The 18581-nt window shown below is 49.2% G+C and carries 22 protein-coding genes; 12 read left to right on the forward strand and 10 right to left on the reverse strand.

Annotation, left to right across the window (positions count from 1 at the left end; translation table 11 throughout):
• Positions 1-202 precede the first annotated feature (202 nt).
• Positions 203-1072 carry an aldo/keto reductase gene (locus OOJ59_RS15920; RefSeq protein ID WP_160955656.1) on the forward strand — a complete coding sequence of 290 codons (870 nt, stop codon included), beginning with the start codon at positions 203-205 and terminating at the stop codon, positions 1070-1072.
• An 85-nt stretch (positions 1073-1157) separates the two neighbouring features.
• Here OOJ59_RS15920 and OOJ59_RS15925 read toward each other — a convergent pair whose 3' ends face one another.
• Complete coding sequence (locus OOJ59_RS15925; protein ID WP_137347868.1) at positions 1158-1721, reverse strand: MarR family winged helix-turn-helix transcriptional regulator; 564 nt, start codon at positions 1719-1721, stop codon at positions 1158-1160.
• 116 nt (positions 1722-1837) lie between these two features.
• Between OOJ59_RS15925 and OOJ59_RS15930 the strand changes: the two genes are divergently transcribed.
• Both OOJ59_RS15930 and OOJ59_RS15935 read left to right on the forward strand, forming a co-directional pair.
• On the forward strand, positions 1838-2068 hold the full coding sequence (locus OOJ59_RS15930; RefSeq protein ID WP_087856150.1) for a glutaredoxin family protein: 231 nt from the start codon (positions 1838-1840) through the stop codon (positions 2066-2068).
• 66 nt (positions 2069-2134) lie between these two features.
• Entirely contained in the window at positions 2135-2404 is a 270-nt protein-coding gene (locus OOJ59_RS15935; RefSeq protein WP_137347870.1) for a Rho-binding antiterminator, read from the forward strand.
• Positions 2405-2430: 26 nt separating this feature from the next.
• Here the strand turns inward: OOJ59_RS15935 and OOJ59_RS15940 are convergent, their stop codons facing one another.
• Complete coding sequence (locus OOJ59_RS15940; protein ID WP_137351433.1) at positions 2431-3201, reverse strand: DeoR/GlpR family DNA-binding transcription regulator; 771 nt, start codon at positions 3199-3201, stop codon at positions 2431-2433.
• Positions 3202-3318: 117 nt separating this feature from the next.
• Between OOJ59_RS15940 and OOJ59_RS15945 the strand changes: the two genes are divergently transcribed.
• The 3 genes from OOJ59_RS15945 (at position 3319) to OOJ59_RS15955 (ending at position 5585) form a co-directional block, all read left to right on the forward strand.
• The gene (locus OOJ59_RS15945; protein ID WP_137351434.1) at positions 3319-3702 is read left to right on the forward strand and encodes a VOC family protein; all 384 of its coding nucleotides are present in this window, start codon (positions 3319-3321) and stop codon (positions 3700-3702) included.
• A 120-nt stretch (positions 3703-3822) separates the two neighbouring features.
• The gene (locus OOJ59_RS15950) at positions 3823-4503 is read left to right on the forward strand and encodes a carboxymuconolactone decarboxylase family protein (RefSeq protein WP_226809267.1); all 681 of its coding nucleotides are present in this window, start codon (positions 3823-3825) and stop codon (positions 4501-4503) included.
• 29 nt (positions 4504-4532) lie between these two features.
• Positions 4533-5585 carry an NAD(P)-dependent alcohol dehydrogenase gene (locus tag OOJ59_RS15955; RefSeq protein ID WP_159121788.1) on the forward strand — a complete coding sequence of 351 codons (1053 nt, stop codon included), beginning with the start codon at positions 4533-4535 and terminating at the stop codon, positions 5583-5585.
• 38 nt (positions 5586-5623) lie between these two features.
• On the opposite strand, the gene OOJ59_RS15960 is transcribed toward OOJ59_RS15955, so the two are convergent.
• Entirely contained in the window at positions 5624-6655 is a 1032-nt protein-coding gene (locus OOJ59_RS15960; RefSeq protein ID WP_160955653.1) for a mechanosensitive ion channel family protein, read from the reverse strand.
• 244 nt (positions 6656-6899) lie between these two features.
• Between OOJ59_RS15960 and OOJ59_RS15965 the strand changes: the two genes are divergently transcribed.
• On the forward strand, positions 6900-7160 hold the full coding sequence (locus tag OOJ59_RS15965) for a DUF2534 family protein (protein WP_038640840.1): 261 nt from the start codon (positions 6900-6902) through the stop codon (positions 7158-7160).
• A gap of 47 nt (positions 7161-7207) precedes the next feature.
• Here OOJ59_RS15965 and uspE read toward each other — a convergent pair whose 3' ends face one another.
• The 3 genes from uspE to ogt form a co-directional block, all read right to left on the reverse strand.
• Positions 7208-8158, reverse strand: a complete 951-nt coding sequence (uspE, locus tag OOJ59_RS15970) for a universal stress protein UspE (protein ID WP_038640838.1) — start codon at positions 8156-8158, stop codon at positions 7208-7210.
• Positions 8159-8309: 151 nt separating this feature from the next.
• On the reverse strand, positions 8310-9062 hold the full coding sequence (gene fnr, locus OOJ59_RS15975) for a fumarate/nitrate reduction transcriptional regulator Fnr (protein ID WP_003020397.1): 753 nt from the start codon (positions 9060-9062) through the stop codon (positions 8310-8312).
• A gap of 194 nt (positions 9063-9256) precedes the next feature.
• Positions 9257-9772: a methylated-DNA--[protein]-cysteine S-methyltransferase gene (ogt, locus tag OOJ59_RS15980; RefSeq protein ID WP_137347874.1), complete on the reverse strand. Its 516-nt coding sequence runs from the start codon at positions 9770-9772 to the stop codon at positions 9257-9259.
• 213 nt (positions 9773-9985) lie between these two features.
• Here ogt and smrA point away from each other — a divergent pair, with 213 nt between their 5' ends.
• Positions 9986-10549, forward strand: coding sequence for a DNA endonuclease SmrA (gene smrA, locus OOJ59_RS15985; RefSeq protein WP_137347875.1), 564 nt, complete (start codon positions 9986-9988; stop codon positions 10547-10549).
• Between the two features lie 12 nt (positions 10550-10561).
• On the opposite strand, the gene OOJ59_RS15990 is transcribed toward smrA, so the two are convergent.
• Positions 10562-11794 carry a sensor domain-containing diguanylate cyclase gene (locus tag OOJ59_RS15990; protein WP_121529102.1) on the reverse strand — a complete coding sequence of 411 codons (1233 nt, stop codon included), beginning with the start codon at positions 11792-11794 and terminating at the stop codon, positions 10562-10564.
• Between the two features lie 713 nt (positions 11795-12507).
• Here OOJ59_RS15990 and OOJ59_RS15995 point away from each other — a divergent pair.
• The 4 genes from OOJ59_RS15995 to dbpA all read left to right on the forward strand — a co-directional run bounded on the left by OOJ59_RS15995 (position 12508) and on the right by dbpA (position 16616).
• Positions 12508-13617 (forward strand): methyl-accepting chemotaxis protein, encoded by a 1110-nt coding sequence (locus OOJ59_RS15995; RefSeq protein WP_160956343.1) that lies wholly within the window; start codon positions 12508-12510, stop codon positions 13615-13617.
• A gap of 156 nt (positions 13618-13773) precedes the next feature.
• A complete protein-coding gene (gene zntB, locus OOJ59_RS16000; protein ID WP_038640826.1) occupies positions 13774-14757 on the forward strand; it encodes a zinc transporter ZntB in 984 nt (327 codons plus the stop codon).
• A gap of 274 nt (positions 14758-15031) precedes the next feature.
• Positions 15032-15214 (forward strand): proline-rich small protein YnaL, encoded by a 183-nt coding sequence (gene ynaL, locus OOJ59_RS16005; protein WP_071888136.1) that lies wholly within the window; start codon positions 15032-15034, stop codon positions 15212-15214.
• Between the two features lie 28 nt (positions 15215-15242).
• Complete coding sequence (gene dbpA, locus OOJ59_RS16010; RefSeq protein WP_085048137.1) at positions 15243-16616, forward strand: ATP-dependent RNA helicase DbpA; 1374 nt, start codon at positions 15243-15245, stop codon at positions 16614-16616.
• A 48-nt stretch (positions 16617-16664) separates the two neighbouring features.
• On the opposite strand, the gene ttcA is transcribed toward dbpA, so the two are convergent.
• The 3 genes from ttcA to OOJ59_RS16025 form a co-directional block, all read right to left on the reverse strand.
• Entirely contained in the window at positions 16665-17600 is a 936-nt protein-coding gene (ttcA, locus tag OOJ59_RS16015; protein WP_038640822.1) for a tRNA 2-thiocytidine(32) synthetase TtcA, read from the reverse strand.
• A gap of 195 nt (positions 17601-17795) precedes the next feature.
• Positions 17796-18230, reverse strand: coding sequence for a universal stress protein UspF (uspF, locus tag OOJ59_RS16020; RefSeq protein ID WP_006684401.1), 435 nt, complete (start codon positions 18228-18230; stop codon positions 17796-17798).
• An 81-nt stretch (positions 18231-18311) separates the two neighbouring features.
• Entirely contained in the window at positions 18312-18524 is a 213-nt protein-coding gene (locus OOJ59_RS16025; RefSeq protein WP_069324961.1) for a KTSC domain-containing protein, read from the reverse strand.
• Between the last annotated feature and the right edge of the window lie 57 nt (positions 18525-18581).

Below are 18581 nucleotides of genomic sequence, written 5' to 3' on the forward strand. Positions count from 1 at the left end.
TTCAGTCATTACAATGAATATCACCCACACAGTGCGCTGGGATATCGCTCACCGCGGGAATTTATACGCAGGAAATTATCGCAACCGTAAGAGAGAAAATGCGTCTGGATATATAGGGGCAAATCCAAAATCAGAGATGACTGGGTAATCACGGCGGGGTTTCTGGCCTAAAATAGTGTTTTAACATGACAGGGGCTTGGCCGTGGAATACTCAGTACTAAGTAACAACTGCAGAATGCCGATGGTTGGTTTTGGCGTTTTTAAGGTCACCGATAAGGAAGAGTGTAAGCAGTCGGTTTTAAGCGCTATTCGCACCGGTTACCGCCTCATCGATACCGCAGCCGTATACAGCAATGAAGATGCCGTGGGTGGGGCCGTTCGTGAAGCCATCGCCGAAGGTTTGTGTACCCGCGAGGAGTTATTTATCACTTCTAAGCTGTGGGTCCAGGATATGGCCAACTACGATATGGCTAAAGCCGGTATTGAGGCGTCGCTGAAAAAATCGGGCCTGGAATATTTTGATCTTTATTTATTGCATCAGGCCATGGGCGATTATTTCAGCGCCTGGCGCGCTCTGGAAGAGGCTTATGAAGCCGGTAAACTGAAGGCCATTGGCGTCTCCAACTTCTATGCGCATGTGTTAGCTAACTTCTGTGAAACCGTCAGAATTCAGCCGATGGTGAACCAGGTCGAATTGCATCCTTACTTTGCGCAACCTGTAGCCATTGAAACGATGAAGCGCTACAACGTTCAGCCTGAAGCCTGGGCGCCGTTAGGCGGTGGGAGGCATAAACCATATGAAGATGAAATGCTTCAAGGAATTGCGGATGTCCATCAAAAAACCGTTGCTCAGGTTGTTCTGCGCTGGAACGTGCAGCGCGGCGTGACGGTGATTCCTAAATCCACCCGGCAGGAGCGTATTGCAGAGAATTTTGCCATCTGGGATTTCTCACTCACGGATAGTGAAATGGCGCAAATCAGCGCGCTGGATCTAGGCTATGTGGGTGAGGCGGTGAAGCATTTTAATCCTGAATTCGTTCGCGGCTGCCTTGGCGTTAAAATCCACGACTGACCGTGTTGAAAACGTCGCGAGCTCGTAAAACGGACAACTTTTTTGCCTGCGTTAAAATGGCTGGTGTGATTTTCCGCCAGCCATTTTAGGTTTCCGGGGGCTGGTGTTCCCGGCAAATCAGCAACGAATCCTCTTCACTTAACACCTCTTTCGTCAGATTACAAAATCCCTGACCACCCGTTTTTTGGTGGAATCGACAGCTATGGCAAAGACCAAAGCCAGGCACATTGTTGGTCTGCTGGATCCCACGTAACAGTTCAAATAGTAGCTCTTTAAGTACCGTCGCGCGTTCACCCATCGCCGTTTCACCTGCCACTAAAAACGTCGGCGGGAGCAGGGCATCCAGTAACGTACCGGCTGATTCAGTTAACTGTAAATGTACGCTGCGTTTATCGCGGGCATCCTGCTTGCGAACAATCAGTCCTTTGCTTTCCAGGAGCTTCAGCGATTGCGATACGGTGCCTTTGGTGAGACCGAGGTAGTCCGTTACGCCAAGCGGCGTATTGGAATAACGGTTGCAACGGGCCAGATACATTAACGCGCTGAGTTGTACCGGCTGCAGATCCGCCAGTAATGGATGTTGGCGAAACCACATCCGTGTCAGGCTGGAAAGCCTGTCCAGGACATCGAAAAGTGACATATCGTGCATAACAACTTCCTCCTCGACATATAGTATCGATTAAAAACTATATTGACAAAGCATAAAAGTGGCGTAGCATAAATTATAGTATCGAGTCGATACTATAAGTTAAAAGGAGATCCATCATGACGAAAGCCCGTTTTTATCATGCCGGTTGCCCGGTTTGCGTTTCCGCAGAACAGGCGCTGCTTCAGCATCTGTCCTCTGATGTTGCAATCGATGTTATTCATCTGGGAGAACAACCTGGCCGGGTTGCGGAAGCCGAACTGGCTGGCGTGAAGTCCGTTCCGGCGCTGGTGATCGACGGCAATGTGCTGCATATCAATTTTGGCGCCCCCATTGAAGCGCTGAAATAACCCGGTGCGTTCGGGAAGTGGCGTCAGCAATTTCCCGAACATACGGAGCTGTAAGGAAGGGACGTTATGAATGCGACGGGAAAATACCATCCGATAGATTGCGATCTTCATGATTATCTGGAGGTCGCCTGCCTGTACCATTATTGGTTGCGTATTGAGCTAACCGATGGCACGTGTATGGATGCCAGAGCGTTGACCACCTGCACCACCAGAGATAAAGAAGAATTTCTGCTGGTGGAATGCCATAACAACCAACAAAAAATTCGTCTGGATCGTTTGTCTGCGATCGCTACGCTGACGGCCGGGGCGACGTTTAGCGTCGTGAGCTTTCGTTGAGTAACGTCGCAACAAATTCGCTGCTGCTATACGGTATAAATACGAATGTCATGCGCCTGGAAAGCCGTGGCATACTCTTTGCTGATATTTTCCTCCACGACAATCACATCAATATTGCTGCTTTCGGTGACGACATAACGGGCGACGGCCGGGATCTTTTCCGCCGTCAGTGCGACGATAGTTTCATTGCACTGTTTGATTACCGCCTTTTTGAACTCGCAATCCGCATAATCAAATCCGGTTAAGCCGGATTCTGGCGACATCGCGCAGCCGCCAATAAAACCCTGATCGAATAAGATGTTCTGCACTTGTGCGGTAGCGGTGGACCCCACACATCCTCCCGAGGATCTCTGCACCGCGCCGCCCAACATGATGACCTCAAACAGCGGTTTTTCCAGCAAAACGGCGGCAATCTCTGGTGAGTTGGTCACTACGGTTAATGCCAGTTCGGCCGGCAGGGCTTCAGCCATCGCTAAATTTGTGCTGCCCGTGTCGATAAAAATGCAGCTTCCGGATTTGACCAACCGGGCGCACCTCTGCGCGATACTGCTTTTTTTCGCCATATTAATGCTCTTGCGTACGGCGATGTCTTCGGATTCAGGAAGGGTAATGACCGCGCCACCATAAACCTTTTTACACACGCCATCTTTACTCAGCTCATGCAGGTCGCGGCGGATCGTATGTTCAGAAACGCCTAACCGACTGGCGAGCTCGGAACAAATAACTCTGCCGTTTTCCTGCAAGATCTGATAGATAAGCGCCTGGCGCTGTTCCGGGAAAGTAGCATAATCGAGCATAAATACTCCAGTTAAATAAAAATATCGAGCAGCATCACGCATGATCGTGCATTATGATTAACGATGTCAACATTCTTGAGAACATACTGTTCGGAATACAACGAGAAGAGGTTCGCGATGAAGATTGCGCATATGGCTTTATGGACACAGGATCTCGAGCAGCAAGCGCGTTTCTGGGTCACGTTCTTTGACGGCAAGATTAACGAAAAATACTGCAGTCAAACCAACCCTGGATTTGAATCTTATTTTGTTCGTATTGGTGATGAGATAGCGATTGAAATAATGACCAAACCGGGCCTGACAAGATGGCAGCCAGACAATAACACCTGCGGATGGGTGCACCTTGCACTCTCTGTCGGCTGCGCGGCAAAAGTTGATGCCATCGCGAAACGCGCTCAGGAACAGGGGATTTTAATTTCTGCTCCACGAACTACCGGCGATGGCTATTACGAAGCGGTAATACGAGATCCTGATGGTAATTTCATTGAGATTGTCGCCTAAAGGTGTACAAATTTCCCTGCTGATAAATGGCATCGGTGGCTGATTATTGATGAATATTGTTCATAGGTTCGTTCTTATTTAACCCTCTAATCATCGGTGCGTTGGGTCTCTATAATTTTACTGTTTCAGTACCCACCGGCAGTACGCTGGCGTTATTTTGGAGAATCAAACATGCAACATCAACTGGATGCCAGACAGCAGGCAATCATACCTATTGCCGCGTTCACCGCTACAGGTCAGAGTGAAAAACTGGATGCAGCATTAAATGCCGGGCTGGATGCGGGACTCACCGTCAATGAAGCGAAGGAAATTCTGCAACAGCTCTATGCTTACTGCGGTTTCCCCCGCAGCCTGAACGGACTTGCTTGTTTAATGTCCGTGGTTAAAAACCGTAGAGAAAGAGGAATTACCGACCCAGAGGGAAATCCGGCCACGCCGCCGACGGAGGGCTGGGACAGTTTCCTGGCGGGGAGTTGCACCCAGACCCAGCTCGTCGGACATCCGGTCAGTGGGCCGCTGTTCGATTTTGCGCCTGCTATTGATGTCTGGCTAAAGGCACATTTATTTGGCGATATTTTTCAGCGTGATGTCCTCAACTGGAAGATGCGGGAGCTGGCGACGATTTCTGCGTTAGCGGTATTAGGCGGTGTGGACAGTCAACTGAAGAGCCATTTTGCTATCTGTCTGAATATCGGCATTACCACTGACCAACTCATTGAATTTATTGCAATACTCGAACAGCATTGTGGTAGTGAGATAGCAACTAATGCCCGCGCGGTTGTTGATGAATGTCGCGGTTAAGGTAATACCTAATCCCTGAGGAAATCTTAATGGTCATGAACGTGAAGGGTTATGCCGCTCTGGCGGTGAAAGAAGATCTGGTTCCACACAGCTTTGTTCGTCGCGATCCGCGCGAAGATGACGTGGTGATTGATATCTTATACAGCGGTGTTTGTCACTCAGATATCCACAATGCCTATAATGACTGGGGCGGGGCTAAGTATCCGATGGTGCCGGGACACGAAATCATTGGCCGTGTGGTGCATGTCGGGAAGTCGGTGACCAAATTTGCCGTAGGCGATCTCGCCGGGGTTGGCTGCATGGTTGACTCATGCCAGCACTGTAGCGCCTGCGAACAGGGGCTAGAGCAATATTGCGAAGAGGGTAACACGCTCACGTATAACGATATCGATCGTCATGATGGCCTGCCTACCTTCGGGGGCTATTCCGACAAGATTGTCGTTACCGAAAAGTTTGTTGTGAAGGTTCCAGAAGGGATAGATTTACGCGGCGCCGCGCCGCTGCTTTGTGCCGGGATCACCACATGGTCGCCGCTGCGTCACTGGCAGGTTGGAGAGGGCAGTAAAGTCGCAGTTGTTGGGTTGGGCGGCCTCGGGCATATGGCCATCAAACTCGCTAACGCATTGGGGGCTGAAGTTACGCTGTTCACGCGTTCGCCAGATAAAGAAGCAGATGCCAGACGTCTGGGTGCCAGTCACGTTGTGCTTTCCACTGACTCTGAGCAGATGAAGGCAGCCGGTAATCAGTTTGATCTGATTATTGATACTGTTCCGTATGTCCACGACCTGAATCCCTATATCCCAACGTTGGCGCTAAGCGGTACGCTGGTGCTGGTTGGCTATCTGGGCGCATTGGATCCTTTCCTGAATACGGTTCCACTGATTCTCGGGCGGAAATCCGTCGCGGGTTCGGTTATCGGCGGGATTGCAGAAACGCAGGAAATGTTAGATTTTTGCGGCCAGCACGGTATTACAGCCGATGTCGAAGTGATCAATATTCAGGATATTAATAGCGCCTGGCAGCGGATGTTGAAAAGCGATGTGAAATACCGCTTTGTGATTGATATTGCCTCGCTGAAATAACGCTAAAAAAGACGCGGATTTCCGCGTCTTTACGTATGCTAGTGTGTCGATGGCGATACTTCAGGATTATCCATATACAGCGTCTGGCTGGGGAAGGCGAAGTCGGCGCCGTTTGTCTGGACTATCGAAATAATTTTCAAATAAACGTCCTGTTGTACCGCAAGCCATTCCTGCCATACGGTAGTTTTCGTGAAGCAGTACACCATGATATTTAACGATGAATCAGCAAATTCATTGAAATAGACCAGTAGAGTTTGTTTCTGGTCTATCCCCGGATGATTTTGCAGCATTTGTCTGACCGCCTCGACAACTGCCCCAATTTTATCGGCATCTTCATATCGCAATCCGATCACCGTTTTGATTCTTCTATTGGTCATACGCCCTGGATTTTCTACGCTGATTGAGGAGAAAATCGAGTTTGGGACGTACAAGGGGCGATGATCGAAGGTGTTTATTTTGGTCATTCGCCAGCCAATTTCTGTCACTGTGCCTTCAATATTACGGTCCGGGGAACGGATCCAGTCACCGATGCTAAACGGTCTGTCGAAATAGAGCATAATGCCGGAGAAAAAATTGCTCAGAATGTCTTTACCTGCCATACCTACAGCGATACCACCGATGCCGCCAAAGGTTAGCAGACCCGATAAGCTCATGCCGAAATGTTCGCCATACAGCAAAATGATGGCGACCACGATGGTAATCTTAATGATCCGCGACAGGATCCTCGCGCTGGTAATATCTCTGCCTTTATTAATCTGCGTCTTTTCAAACTGATTAATCACCAGAAAAAGTTTGATTGTCAGAATCAGCGCAATTAACGAGGTGCAGATGAAATCGACTACGCTGGGAGAGATAAATTTCAGGTTGTAACTCTCGATCACGTTATTGGCAATACTGCCGAACGTTCCAATGATAATGGCATAGACGAAAAATTGTGCCGCATGAAATATGAACCCTTTGCAACGTCTTTCACCACGGTGAAACCAAACGCTCATCAGCACCAGTGCGGTAAAGCAACTGAGAATTACCGTCAAATTAAACGCATTATTCATAAACAGTTCAGCGATCATGATCCTTCCTGGCAGCTCCGTGGTTGCTAAATATCATCTGACATCCCGCTCATCGGATATTTTACGCAGTTTTGGCGCTCAGATCATTAATCAAAGGGCGAGAGAAATAATGCAATCAGCGCTATTTTCAGCGCAATCACGCAGGCGTCACTGATGAAGGGGCGTTATGTAGCAGACAGTAAGCTGATGTCATGGTATTGTTAGCGCAAAGTAACAAGATTTTCATCTGCAAAAGGACAGTACTATGATCATGGCTAAGCTGAAGACAGCGAAGGGACGAAAGTTTTTGTTGTGCCTGCTTGGAGTGTTTATTATCGCAGCGTCGGTAGTCACGCGAGCGACGATCGGCGGCGTTATTGAACAGTATGACATTCCGCTATCCGACTGGACCGCCTCAATGTATGCCATTCAATCTGCAATGATTTGCGTCTACAGCATGGTGTTTACCATTCTACTTGCCATTCCGCTGGGCATCTATTTTCTTGGTGGCGACGAGAAACACTAAATGTTTATCATGCCGGATGAATATCCATCCGGCATTGTATGGTGTGGTTAGTCGTCTTCGTCGTCATCCAGTTCAACTGGCGTCTGATACTGATCCGGCTTGATAACCAGCAGGTCACAGCGTAGATGATCGATAACCTGCTCAGCAGTATTACCGAGGAATGCAGCAGAGATACCGGTACGTCCGACGGTACCCAGGACCACGATGCCCGCCTGTAAGTGTTCGGCTAAATCAGGAATAACCTCTTCAGGCAATCCTTTTTCAACGTGCGTTACTTTCTCATCGATACTGAATTTCTGGCGTAATGCCTTCATTGCCAGCAGATGCTGTCCACGGATTGCATCGTTATATACGCTGGGATCAAATTCAGGGAGCTCAATCGCAATGTTTATGGGGGTAACAGGGTAGGCGCCAACCAGATGCACTTCGGTATGGTTAACCTGTTCCGCCAGTTGCAGCGTTTCTTTGACCAGTTTTTCATTAAGCGCGTTGTGATAGGCCTCTTCACTGGCGAGGTTCACCGCAACCAGCGCTTTACCGCCTTCAGGCCACGGCTGGTCTTTAACCATCCACACCGGGCTTGGACATTTACGCAATAAATGCCAGTCGGTCGGAGTGAAAATCACGGCTTCCAGACGGTCGTGTTGGTGCGCCATTTTTAGCACCAGGTCATGCCTGGCGCTAATGACTTCCTGGATGATGGCTTCAAAGGGACGGTTGTGCCAGACCACTTTGATCTCAATAGGGATCCCTGCTTCGATGTAGTATTTCGCTTGTTCACGAATCCACGCTGTTCGCTGGCTGATGACACCCTGACGCATTGCTGTACGCTCATCGGGCGACAGCAGGGTAGTCATCTCATAGGAAAAGTCATAGATCGGCAAAAAGGCTTTAATTTTGCCACCAATCCGTTGATGCAAATAAACAGCTCGCCGTAATGCTGGTTGATCGTCCTGGTTAGGGTCGATGACGACCAGCATATTTTTATACATAGCCATACAGGGTCTCCTTACAACTGTCATCGCAGTTTGTAATTAAAAGAGTAACCCAATAATGTGGATTGAAACAGGGGAGAACCTCCTGCCAGATCAATAAATCGGGAAAATTTAGTGATTTGACAGAAGGATAACAGAGATACTTGCAGAACGATTACGCAACGTTACGCGTGTGGCCAGCAAGAACTGCCAGCGCATCGCTATTCTCAATAGTGATGTATTTGCCTTTTACCGCCAGCATACCGCTTTTCTGGAAACGCCCCAGCAGGCGGCTAATAGTTTCAACCGTCAGACCGAGGTAGTTACCGATGTCGCCACGAGTCATGGTCAGACGGAATTCACGAGGCGAGAATCCACGCTGGGCGAAGCGGCGGGACAAATTGTAAATAAAGGCCGCCAGGCGCTCTTCAGCGTTTTTCTTCGACAACAGCAGGATCATGTCCTGGTCGCCTTTGATTTCGCCACTCATCAGACGCATCATCTGTTGACGCAGATTCGGCATTTTGCCGGACAGGTCATCCAGAGTTTCGAAAGGAATCTCACATACCATTGAGGTTTCCAGAGCCTGGGCAAAGCTCGGGTGATGACCGCTGCCAATCGCGTCAAAACCTACCAGGTCACCTGCCAGATGGAAACCGGTGATTTGCTCATCGCCTTGCTCGGTAATGGTATAGCTTTTAATCGTTCCGGAGCGGATAGCATAGAGTGATTTAAGTTCATCACCTGCTTTAAAGAGCGTCTGCCCCTTTTGGATAGGCTTTTTGCGCTCGATGATGTTATCGAGCTGGTCAAGCTCATGCTCGTTAAGTGTGAACGGGATGCAAAGCTGGCTGATGCTGCAATCCTGGCAATGGATAGCACAACCGCCAGACTGAATGCGCCGTATAATTCGCTTTTCCGGGATCATAGGTCTGCTCAAGCCGTAATTGATATTTGTCAATTTTAACATCTTTTTGGTGAGCACGTAAGCCTGAGCTACTCCCAATAGAGAATAATTCAGGCATAACTGGGTTGAATGTTTGTATCTACCTGATTAACCGTACTTTATTTAAGGCTGTATTATGTGGAAGTGTGATGAATAAGGCATTAATTGCCTGGATTCTAGAGTAGTAAATAGCCTTCATGACGCAATAGCCACTCTTTTCGCTGCACACCGCCGGCATATCCAGTCATAGTACCGTTACGCCCAATGACGCGATGACAAGGCACTACAATACTTACCGGGTTTGACCCATTCGCCGCTCCGACGGCTCTGGCAGCGCCAGGGCGTCCCAGTTGTTCGGCCAGTTGACCATAATGCATGACTTGTCCACAGGGAATGGTACGTAACGCTTGCCAGACTTCACGCTGGAAGGGGGTACCCGCGGTGGCGGTTTCCAGCGTGTCAATAATACTAAGGTTTCCGGCAAAATATTCAGCCAGCTTATCACTCAATCCACCGGGGTTTTTGGCAGCGATACGCTGATAACCTTCAGTGCGGTAATGAATGTCCAGCAACTGCACCATACGATCGCTGTGTTGATCCCATTCGACCGCGCGCAGACGAAATTGCTCATCGCAAATGATCCACAGCGGGCCCAGCGGCGTGGCGATGGTGTCTTCCAGTAAGTTCAGCATCCGTTTCTCTCATTGCAACATTACAGGCAAGATGACACATTATCACGCCAGTTATCGTCGCAGCTATACCTCTAAAATGGATATCCGTTTGTTGGAAGTAGATCGCTTCCACTGCGTGAACCTGGTGAATTATTGGAAATAATCGTAAACCGTTGTCGGTATAATAGTGCACGGTTATGATAAGACCCGTCGCAATACGCTGGAGGATGAAACATGAACCTTGATGACGCATCGTTGTTTCTTGACGCGATGGGGGATGTTCAACCGCTGAAAAACCGCACCGAGGTGCACTGGCAGCCTACACGCAATCTCCGCGCTCCGGCTCGTATTGATACGCTGCAATTGGATAATTTTCTCTCAACGGGTTTTCTCGATATTGTCCCGTTGAGCGTACCATTGGAGTTTCGCCGCGAAGGTTTGCAGCACGGTGTGACTGACAAACTACGAACCGGTAAATATCCGCAGCAGGCGAGTCTCAATCTCGTCCGTCAGCCCGTTGAAACCTGTCGTCAGATGCTCTTCAGTTTTATTCTGCAGGCGCAGCAAGAAGGATTGCGTAACGTGTTGGTGATACACGGCAAGGGGCGCGACGATAATTCTCATGCCAACATTGTTCGCAGCTATGTAGCGCGTTGGCTGACGGAATTTGAAGATGTACAAGCCTACTGCGCCGCACTGCCGCATCACGGCGGCAGCGGAGCATGCTATGTGGCATTACGTAAAACCGCGCAGGCAAAACAGGAGAACTGGGAGCGTCACGCTAAGCGCAGTCGCTGACCGACATAAACATCAGGCGGCCAGCACCCGGTTCCGCCCTTCGTTTTTGGCTTTGTACAGCGCGTCGTCAACGCGTTTGAATAGCTCATCAATGCTTTCATTCGTTTCGTGCCGCGCAACGCCAATGCTGACGGTAAAGCGGGGAAGGCCAGGAAGCGTCACCTTGGCCACCGCCGCGCGTATTACTTCTGCGAGATTAAGGGCAACCTCCAGTGAGGTTCGCGGCAGAAGGAGTACAAACTCTTCACCTCCCCAGCGAAAAATCAGGTCGTCCTTTCTCGCGCAGGACTCCAGCGTTCGCGCCAGAGCGCAAAGCACATCGTCACCTCTTAAATGACCGAAGAGATCGTTAATGCTTTTAAAGCGATCGGTGTCGATTAATAGCAGGCTGTAGTCCTGCGTCAATGACATTGCGTGCGTCTGTTGTGGTTCGGTTACCTGATAAAAATGTCGGCGGTTCAGTAATCCGGTCAGGGCGTCACGCAGGGCCGCTTGTTCGAGTTCCTGCTCCAGCCTTTTTTGTTCAGTAATGTCATGAATAATGCACAGCATGAGCTTATTGCTGTAGATTTCGATCGGTCCGGCATAAGTTTGTACGTGACGTAAGGAGCCATCTGCAAGCTTATGGACAAAATGCAATGGCTTATGACCTCCGGGCAGATGGGCGATTTCATGCATCACCGGTAGGATATGACGGCCCAACATGTTGATTTCCCATGTATGTTTCTGGCACATCACATCATGGCTGTAACCATAAAAATTCAGTGCGCTGAGATTCGCATCGACGATCAAACCATCGCGGGACGGATCGATAAGTAACATCGGCGCCGCATTGGTCTGGAAGAAGCGCGCGTAAAATCCCTGCTTGTTTCGCTGATAGTTCGCAGAACGACTGGCTTTCAATCCCTGCGCGGTCGGTGTTTCAATGCCTTCGAAAATAATGATGTCCCCCATATCCGGGAGCGACTTAATGGACAGGCGGCTGGCCATCGCGATTTCTTCACCGTTGCGATAAACCGTGAGAATTTCCACAATAGGGTGATGATTTTTCAAGTCACTGAGATACATGGTTAAATCATTTTGGGCATATGTCGAGAATATGCCTTTTCGCAGTGTAGCAAAACAGGAATCCTGCATTAGCTCCCGTGCAACGGTATTAGCGAACACAAGTTCTTCGGTATGTGGTGAAACAATCCACACCGGAAGAGTTAATAAGTCCAGTGAGTGCAGCGCGTTTATACTCATCGATAATCCCGTTATCTTATCTGCTGTGTTGCCCATTTAATGGCGAATGTTTTTATATTACCGTCTCATGATGTTATTGATTGTCGGTGAGACAAGGGGGTACAACTGGCTTTAGTCTGATGTTGTTATCAATTCATGCTACAGGCTATGCCAATAATAGTAGACACTATTTTGGTATTTTTACTGTTATCGCTAAAATCTTTGGCAAATAGACTTCCAATTTTTAATGTCAGTGCCGGACGTGATTTAATCATCAGTATATTTGAATGAATGGCGCTGGAATCATCAACAAAAATGGTGATCCCCATACACACTGTCGCGCCACCAGATACCCGCCAGAAGGTAGATCAACGTCGGCCAGAGATCGCCACCTTGCTGTACTCATGCTTTTACAATGTGTATTAGTTAGAACATGAAAATATTGATATTAATGCGGTAATGCTTATATAAGTATTCATGCTAATTATAATTCTGTACATTTTGTATTCTCTGCGTGCTCGCCATCACAATAATCTGATAACAAGCCTGGCAATCATTTTTGGTAGAACAAACCACCAGATTAAGGCAAATAATCAGCATCATTATGTGATTTAAGTGAAAGGGCTGCTGACTCTTATTGAATATTCGCCTTTCGTATCAGGGTAATGGCAATTTGCATGGCAGGTGCTATAAAAAATAATATTCACCTCATTTTCTTGGTAAACAGGGCTAAAATGTTAAATAATATTAGCGTCAGGACTTTTATTGTTTTATTTCTGGTAATAACAGCAGTGGCTCTTAATGTGGTGGAGATAATACTTGCAGCTGGTATTGATGTTATTATTGGCAGCAATTCGGTAAGTATTATTTCTCTATTATGTCTGTGGTGGTATATGACCAAATATCTGGTGATGCCGATTAATACGGTTAAAAGAAGTATTGAAGAGGTTACGTCCGGAAATCTGGCGATCAGCATTCCAGAATTTGGTAATAACTGCGCGGGTAGACTTATACCAGGCATCAATAGCTTATCAAGTAATATTTCAACACTTGTGAATGAGATCAGGATATCCTCACAAATGGCGATGGCGCTCTCAGAACAGCTTGCAGAACGCAGCGCTGAGCTTTCAGTGAAAACAGAACAGCAATCCGGAGCATTAATGCAGACGGCTGCCAACATGGATGAGATCGCGGTGAATACGCGAAATAATGCTGATAACACGCAAATAGCCAGCGCCCAGGCGACAATTGCTACGCAGTGCGCCCGACAGGGAGGCGAATTAATGGTGCAGGTGGCGGCAAATATGCGTTCAATCACCGAATGCGCGGAGCAGATGACCGAAATTATTACGCTGATAGATGGTATCGCATTCCAGACAAATATTCTGGCATTGAATGCAGCAGTGGAAGCGGCGAGGGCCGGGGAGCATGGAAAAGGGTTTTCCGTTGTGGCTGGTGAAGTAAGGAAGCTGGCGCACCGCAGCGCAGATGCAGCTAAAAATATTAAACAGCTGATTGCCCAAACCCATCAAAATGTTCAGCAAGGCGCGGCTATCGTACGCGAAGCAGAAAAAAATATGCAGGATATCGTCGGGGGCGCCGGACAATTAAACCAGTTGATGGGCGAGATATTAACGACTACCCAGGAGCAGGAGAAAGGGATTATCAGGATCACTCATGCTCTGGCCGAACTGGAGAACGTAACCCAAAGTAATGCCGCCATGGTGGATGAGCTTTCTGATTCCTCGGGCATCCTGAAAAACCAGGTGATTGATCTCCAGTCCCGAACCCATCAATTTCGCTTAAGTAAAAATCTTGAGCCTGCAATACGCCAGCGAGCATAACAGGATCTCTCTCACCACAAGCGTCGCATTCGTCGGCGCTTTTTCTGTTATCAGATACTTTTATGAATCATTTCAGCGCAATGGGACAATGAGATATTGCTTAACCCATTCTGACGGCTAGACTATCGAAAAAAGCTGAATGTTTGTGGAGGCGCTGTGGAAGCCATTAAGGGAACGGATGTTAATGTGCCGGATGCCGTGTTTGCCTGGCTGCTGGATGGCCGTGGTGGGGTGAAAACGCTGGAAAATAACGATGTTATCGACGCTCAGCATCCCTGCTGGCTGCATCTTAATTATACCCATTCTGAAAGTGCGCAATGGCTGGCGACCACGCCTCTGCTTCCTAATAATGTGCGTGATGCGCTGGCAGGTGAAAGTACGCGCCCACGCGTAAGCAGAGTCGGGGAAGGTACGTTGATCACGCTGCGTTGTATTAATGGCAGCACCGACGAGCGACCTGACCAACTGGTCGCTATGCGCTTGTATATGGATGAACGCCTGATTGTCTCAACGCGCCAGCGCAAAGTACTGGCACTGGATGATGTGGTCAGCGATCTCCAGGAAGGTACAGGGCCGGCTGACTGCGGTAGCTGGCTGGTGGATGTCTGCGATGCATTAACCGATCATGCCAGCGAGTTTATCGAGCAACTGCACGACAAGATTATAGACCTGGAAGATAATCTGCTCGATCAGCAAATCCCCCCGCGCGGGTTCCTGGCATTACTGCGCAAGCAACTGATTGTGATGCGCCGCTATATGGCGCCTCAGCGCGATGTCTATGCGCGCCTGGCGAGTGAGCGTTTAGCCTGGATGACCGACGATCATCGGCGACGGATGCAGGATATCGCCGACAGGTTGGGAAGAGGGCTGGATGAGATAGACGCCTGTATCGCCCGGACCGGTATCATGGCGGACGAAATTGCGCAGGTTATGCAGGAGTCTCTGGCGCGCCGAACCTATACAATGTCCTTGATGGCGATGGTTTTCCTACCCAGTACATTTTTAACCGGACTGTTTGGCGTGAACCTCGGTGGTATCCCCGGCGGCGGCTGGCAGTTTGGTTTCTCATTTTTCTGTATTCTGTTAGTGGTCCTGATTGGTGGTGTTACTTTATGGTTGCATCGTAGTAAATGGTTGTAACAACAACATTTTTTAGTGGCTTTTGCGCATGAAAACGGCCAGGTTTTTGAGCGAAGTCAATAAACCATCTACCTATTCGGGGCAATATCTCACTCGCAGGTGAATGCAACGTCAAGCGATGGGCGTTGCGCTCCATATTGTCTTACTTCCTTTTTTGAATTACTGCATAGCACAATTGATTCGTACGACGCCGACTTAGATTAGTCGGCTTTTTTTTGCCTGCAGGAAATCAGCGTCTACCCTAAAAGAGTCAACCTGATGACTGGAGGGCTATATGACCTGTCTGATTGCAATGCTACAGTGGCAAGTACCAAACGCTGATTCGCTACCCACCGACCCGGTTCCTGTTCCCGATCCGCTACCTCGTCCGCAGCCGATGCCGGATCCGCCACCGGATGAGGAGCCGATTAAATTGTCGCATCGCGGGCGCAGATCTGCGAGGATACGCGCCTGCTGAATGTGAGTTTTTACCGCGAGATTAAATTGTGACCGCTTTTTCAACCCTGAATGTTTTACCTGCCGCCCAACTCGAGAACCTCAACGAGCTGGGCTACCTTGAAATGACGCCTGTTCAGGCTGCTGCGTTACCGGCAATCCTGGCGGGGAGGGATGTTCGCGTGCAGGCTAAAACCGGCAGTGGCAAAACGGCTGCTTTTGGTCTGGGGTTGTTGCAGCATATTGATGCCGCGCTGTTTCAGACGCAGTCTCTGGTGCTGTGCCCAACGCGTGAGCTTGCCGACCAGGTGGCAGGGGAACTGCGTCGTTTAGCGCGCTTTCTGCCAAATACTAAGATCTTAACCCTGTGCGGCGGCCAGCCCTTTGGCGCACAGCGTGACTCCCTGCAACATGCGCCACATATTATTGTCGCCACGCCGGGGCGTTTACTTGACCACCTGCAAAAAGGCACCGTTTCTCTGGATGCCCTGAATACGCTGGTGATGGATGAAGCCGACCGTATGCTGGATATGGGTTTTAGCGACGCGATTGATGAGGTGATCCGCTTTGCGCCTGCATCACGTCAGACCTTGCTTTTTTCTGCGACCTGGCCGGAGGCGATTGCCGCCATCAGCGGCCGGGTACAGAAAGATCCGCTAACGATCGAAATTGATACGGTTGATGCGCTGCCAGCTATTGAACAGCAGTTTTTTGAAACGTCCAGCCACGGCAAAATTCCGTTGCTGCAAAAATTGCTCAGCCAGCACCAGCCTGCATCCTGTGTGGTTTTTTGTAATACCAAAAAAGATTGTCAGGCCGTATGCGATGCACTGAATGCGGCGGGGCAAAGCGCACTCTCATTGCATGGCGATCTTGAACAGCGCGATCGCGATCAGACGCTGGTACGTTTTGCCAACGGTAGCGCACGTGTACTGGTCGCTACCGATGTGGCCGCGCGTGGCCTGGATATCAAGTCGCTGGAACTGGTGGTTAATTTCGAACTGGCGTGGGATCCGGAAGTTCATGTCCATCGTATTGGCCGTACCGCTCGCGCTGGCAACAGCGGTCTGGCGATTAGCTTCTGCGCCCCGGAAGAAGCGCAACGTGCCAATATCCTGGCTGAAATGCTGCAGCTAAAACTGAACTGGTTGCCTGCGCCGGGCAATGGTTCAATTCTGCCGCTGGACGCTGAGATGGCCACGTTATGCATTGATGGCGGTAAAAAGGCTAAAATGCGTCCCGGCGATGTTCTGGGCGCTCTGACCGGTGATATTGGTCTGGCTGGCGCTGATATCGGCAAAATCGCCGTCCATCCGGCGCATGTTTACGTCGCTGTTCGCCAGACTGTGGCGCATAAGGCATGGAAACAATTGCAAAACGGTAAGATTAAAGGCAAGACCTGCCGCGTTCGTTTATTGAAATAAATGCGCGTCGGAGCGCCTGATGGCGCTCCGTTTATCCGGCATGATAAGTTACTTCACTTCCACCACGTTCAGGCGCAGCGCATCCAGTTGGGTATCATCCTCTTCTGGCTGCCAGCCCGCGGGTTGCAGCGGGATCTCTTCGCGGTCAAACGCTAAATCACCACCGTCCACCACCTCTGAACCGTGTTTAATGCCTTTAAAATCGAACAGATTGATATCACTCAAATGAGAAGGCACAACGTTCTGCATTGCGCTGAACATGGTTTCAATGCGGCCCGGATAGCGTTTGTCCCAGTCGCGCAGCATATCAGCGATGACCTGACGTTGCAGATTAGGCTGGGAGCCGCACAGGTTACACGGAATAATCGGGAAACCTTTCGCTTCGGAGAAACGTTCAATATCTTTCTCACGGCAGTAGGCCAGTGGACGGATCACGATGTGCTTACCGTCATCGCTCATCAGCTTCGGCGGCATACCTTTCATTTTCCCGCCGTAGAACATGTTTAAAAACAGCGTTTGCAGGATGTCATCACGATGGTGGCCGAGCGCAATCTTGGTGGCGCCTAACTCGGTTGCCGTGCGGTACAGAATGCCGCGACGCAGGCGAGAGCAGAGCGAGCAGGTCGTTTTGCCTTCAGGAATTTTATCTTTGACGATCCCGTAGGTGTTTTCTTCGACGATTTTATACTCAACACCCAACTGTTGCAGATACTCCGGCAGAATATGCTCGGGGAAGCCGGGTTGTTTCTGATCGAGGTTAACCGCAACTAAGGAAAAACTGATCGGGGCGCTTTGCTGCAAATTACGCAGGATCTCCAGCATGGTGTAGCTGTCTTTCCCTCCGGAAAGGCACACCATAATGCGATCGCCGTCTTCGATCATATTGAAGTCGGCAATCGCTTCGCCCACGTTGCGACGCAGACGTTTTTGCAATTTGTTCAGGTTGTATTGTTCTTTCTTGCTAATATCTTGATTTTGCGACATTTAATAGAGGCTCAATTCATAGTGTGGCATCAGAAGAGTATGCATCACGCCGGATAGTCCGGCAAAAGAAGTCTGATATAAAAACCGTGGCGTGTATGGTACGGATAAGCGGGAAAAATGTCAGCACATTTAGGACAGGAATCGGGGTATGAAGGGGAAAACAAAAAGCCCGCCACGATGTGCGGGCCAGACAGCTTAGCGGACAACCAGAACTGAACACTCAGCATGACGCACCACGGCCGCGGCGTTAGAACCCAGCAGGTAAGTGGTGATGTCAGGTCGGTGAGAAGCGATAATGACCATATCAGCCGGTAATTTTTTAGCCATCTCCAGAATTTTATCTTTCGGCGCACCTTCCGCGACATGAACGTGCACTCTGTCCGTTGGGATATTGAACTTCTTGATAATCTCTTCCAGTTGAGATTTCGCTTCGGCTTTCAGATCGTCCATGGCCGGTAACTCTGCCGAGTAGGCCAGTCCCAGGGAAGCGTAATAGGGCAGTGACGGAATAACGGTCAAAAAATGGACCTGCGCATCGTCAATTTTTGCTTCTGCTTCAACATGGGCAATAACGCGTTGAGTTAATTCTGAGTCTGAAATATCGATGGGTACAAGAATCGTTCTGTTCATAAAACCTCCTGTTTAAGTATCCATCTAAAGCTTACCGCGTAATGGCACTTTATGTACAATGACAAAGATCACATTTTGGCATCACTTTATTTTGATTTCAGGGAATTTTCCTTTTATTACCCCATCATAAAATCGACCTTTAGAGACTACGCTCAGGAAATCACGAAAAATACGGGCAGGCACATGCTGGTATTGCAGCGTAGACAATTGATGAAAGCGAATTTCAAGCGTGCAGGAGGATTCGTCATAACCGACGGATGCAATACGGGATGATTTTACAGGGTGATGATTCATTGCAGGTATCCTCTACTACAGGTCTTTATGCAATATATCATCTATCAGGGATGTGTT

This window comes from Citrobacter sp. W9 (assembly GCF_026719375.1).
Classification (GTDB): Bacteria; Pseudomonadota; Gammaproteobacteria; order Enterobacterales; family Enterobacteriaceae; genus Citrobacter; species Citrobacter werkmanii.

Bases quoted from the DNA above. Each gene is read 5' to 3' on its own strand.
- OOJ59_RS15925 (WP_137347868.1), bottom strand. From the start codon at position 1,721: ATGCACGATATGTCACTTTTCGATGTCCTGGACAGGCTTTCCAGCCTG.
- smrA (WP_137347875.1), top strand. From the start codon at position 9,986: ATGAACCTTGATGACGCATCGTTGTTTCTTGACGCGATGGGGGATGTT.
- ynaL (WP_071888136.1), top strand. From the start codon at position 15,032: ATGACCTGTCTGATTGCAATGCTACAGTGGCAAGTACCAAACGCTGAT.
- OOJ59_RS15945 (WP_137351434.1), top strand. From the start codon at position 3,319: ATGAAGATTGCGCATATGGCTTTATGGACACAGGATCTCGAGCAGCAA.
- OOJ59_RS15955 (WP_159121788.1), top strand. From the start codon at position 4,533: ATGGTCATGAACGTGAAGGGTTATGCCGCTCTGGCGGTGAAAGAAGAT.
- OOJ59_RS15940 (WP_137351433.1), bottom strand. From the start codon at position 3,201: ATGCTCGATTATGCTACTTTCCCGGAACAGCGCCAGGCGCTTATCTAT.
- ttcA (WP_038640822.1), bottom strand. From the start codon at position 17,600: ATGTCGCAAAATCAAGATATTAGCAAGAAAGAACAATACAACCTGAAC.
- OOJ59_RS15965 (WP_038640840.1), top strand. From the start codon at position 6,900: ATGATCATGGCTAAGCTGAAGACAGCGAAGGGACGAAAGTTTTTGTTG.
- OOJ59_RS15990 (WP_121529102.1), bottom strand. From the start codon at position 11,794: ATGAGTATAAACGCGCTGCACTCACTGGACTTATTAACTCTTCCGGTG.
- fnr (WP_003020397.1), bottom strand. From the start codon at position 9,062: ATGATCCCGGAAAAGCGAATTATACGGCGCATTCAGTCTGGCGGTTGT.
- OOJ59_RS15960 (WP_160955653.1), bottom strand. From the start codon at position 6,655: ATGATCGCTGAACTGTTTATGAATAATGCGTTTAATTTGACGGTAATT.
- uspE (WP_038640838.1), bottom strand. From the start codon at position 8,158: ATGGCTATGTATAAAAATATGCTGGTCGTCATCGACCCTAACCAGGAC.
- OOJ59_RS16025 (WP_069324961.1), bottom strand. From the start codon at position 18,524: ATGAATCATCACCCTGTAAAATCATCCCGTATTGCATCCGTCGGTTAT.
- ogt (WP_137347874.1), bottom strand. From the start codon at position 9,772: ATGCTGAACTTACTGGAAGACACCATCGCCACGCCGCTGGGCCCGCTG.
- OOJ59_RS15930 (WP_087856150.1), top strand. From the start codon at position 1,838: ATGACGAAAGCCCGTTTTTATCATGCCGGTTGCCCGGTTTGCGTTTCC.
- uspF (WP_006684401.1), bottom strand. From the start codon at position 18,230: ATGAACAGAACGATTCTTGTACCCATCGATATTTCAGACTCAGAATTA.
- OOJ59_RS15935 (WP_137347870.1), top strand. From the start codon at position 2,135: ATGAATGCGACGGGAAAATACCATCCGATAGATTGCGATCTTCATGAT.
- OOJ59_RS15995 (WP_160956343.1), top strand. From the start codon at position 12,508: ATGTTAAATAATATTAGCGTCAGGACTTTTATTGTTTTATTTCTGGTA.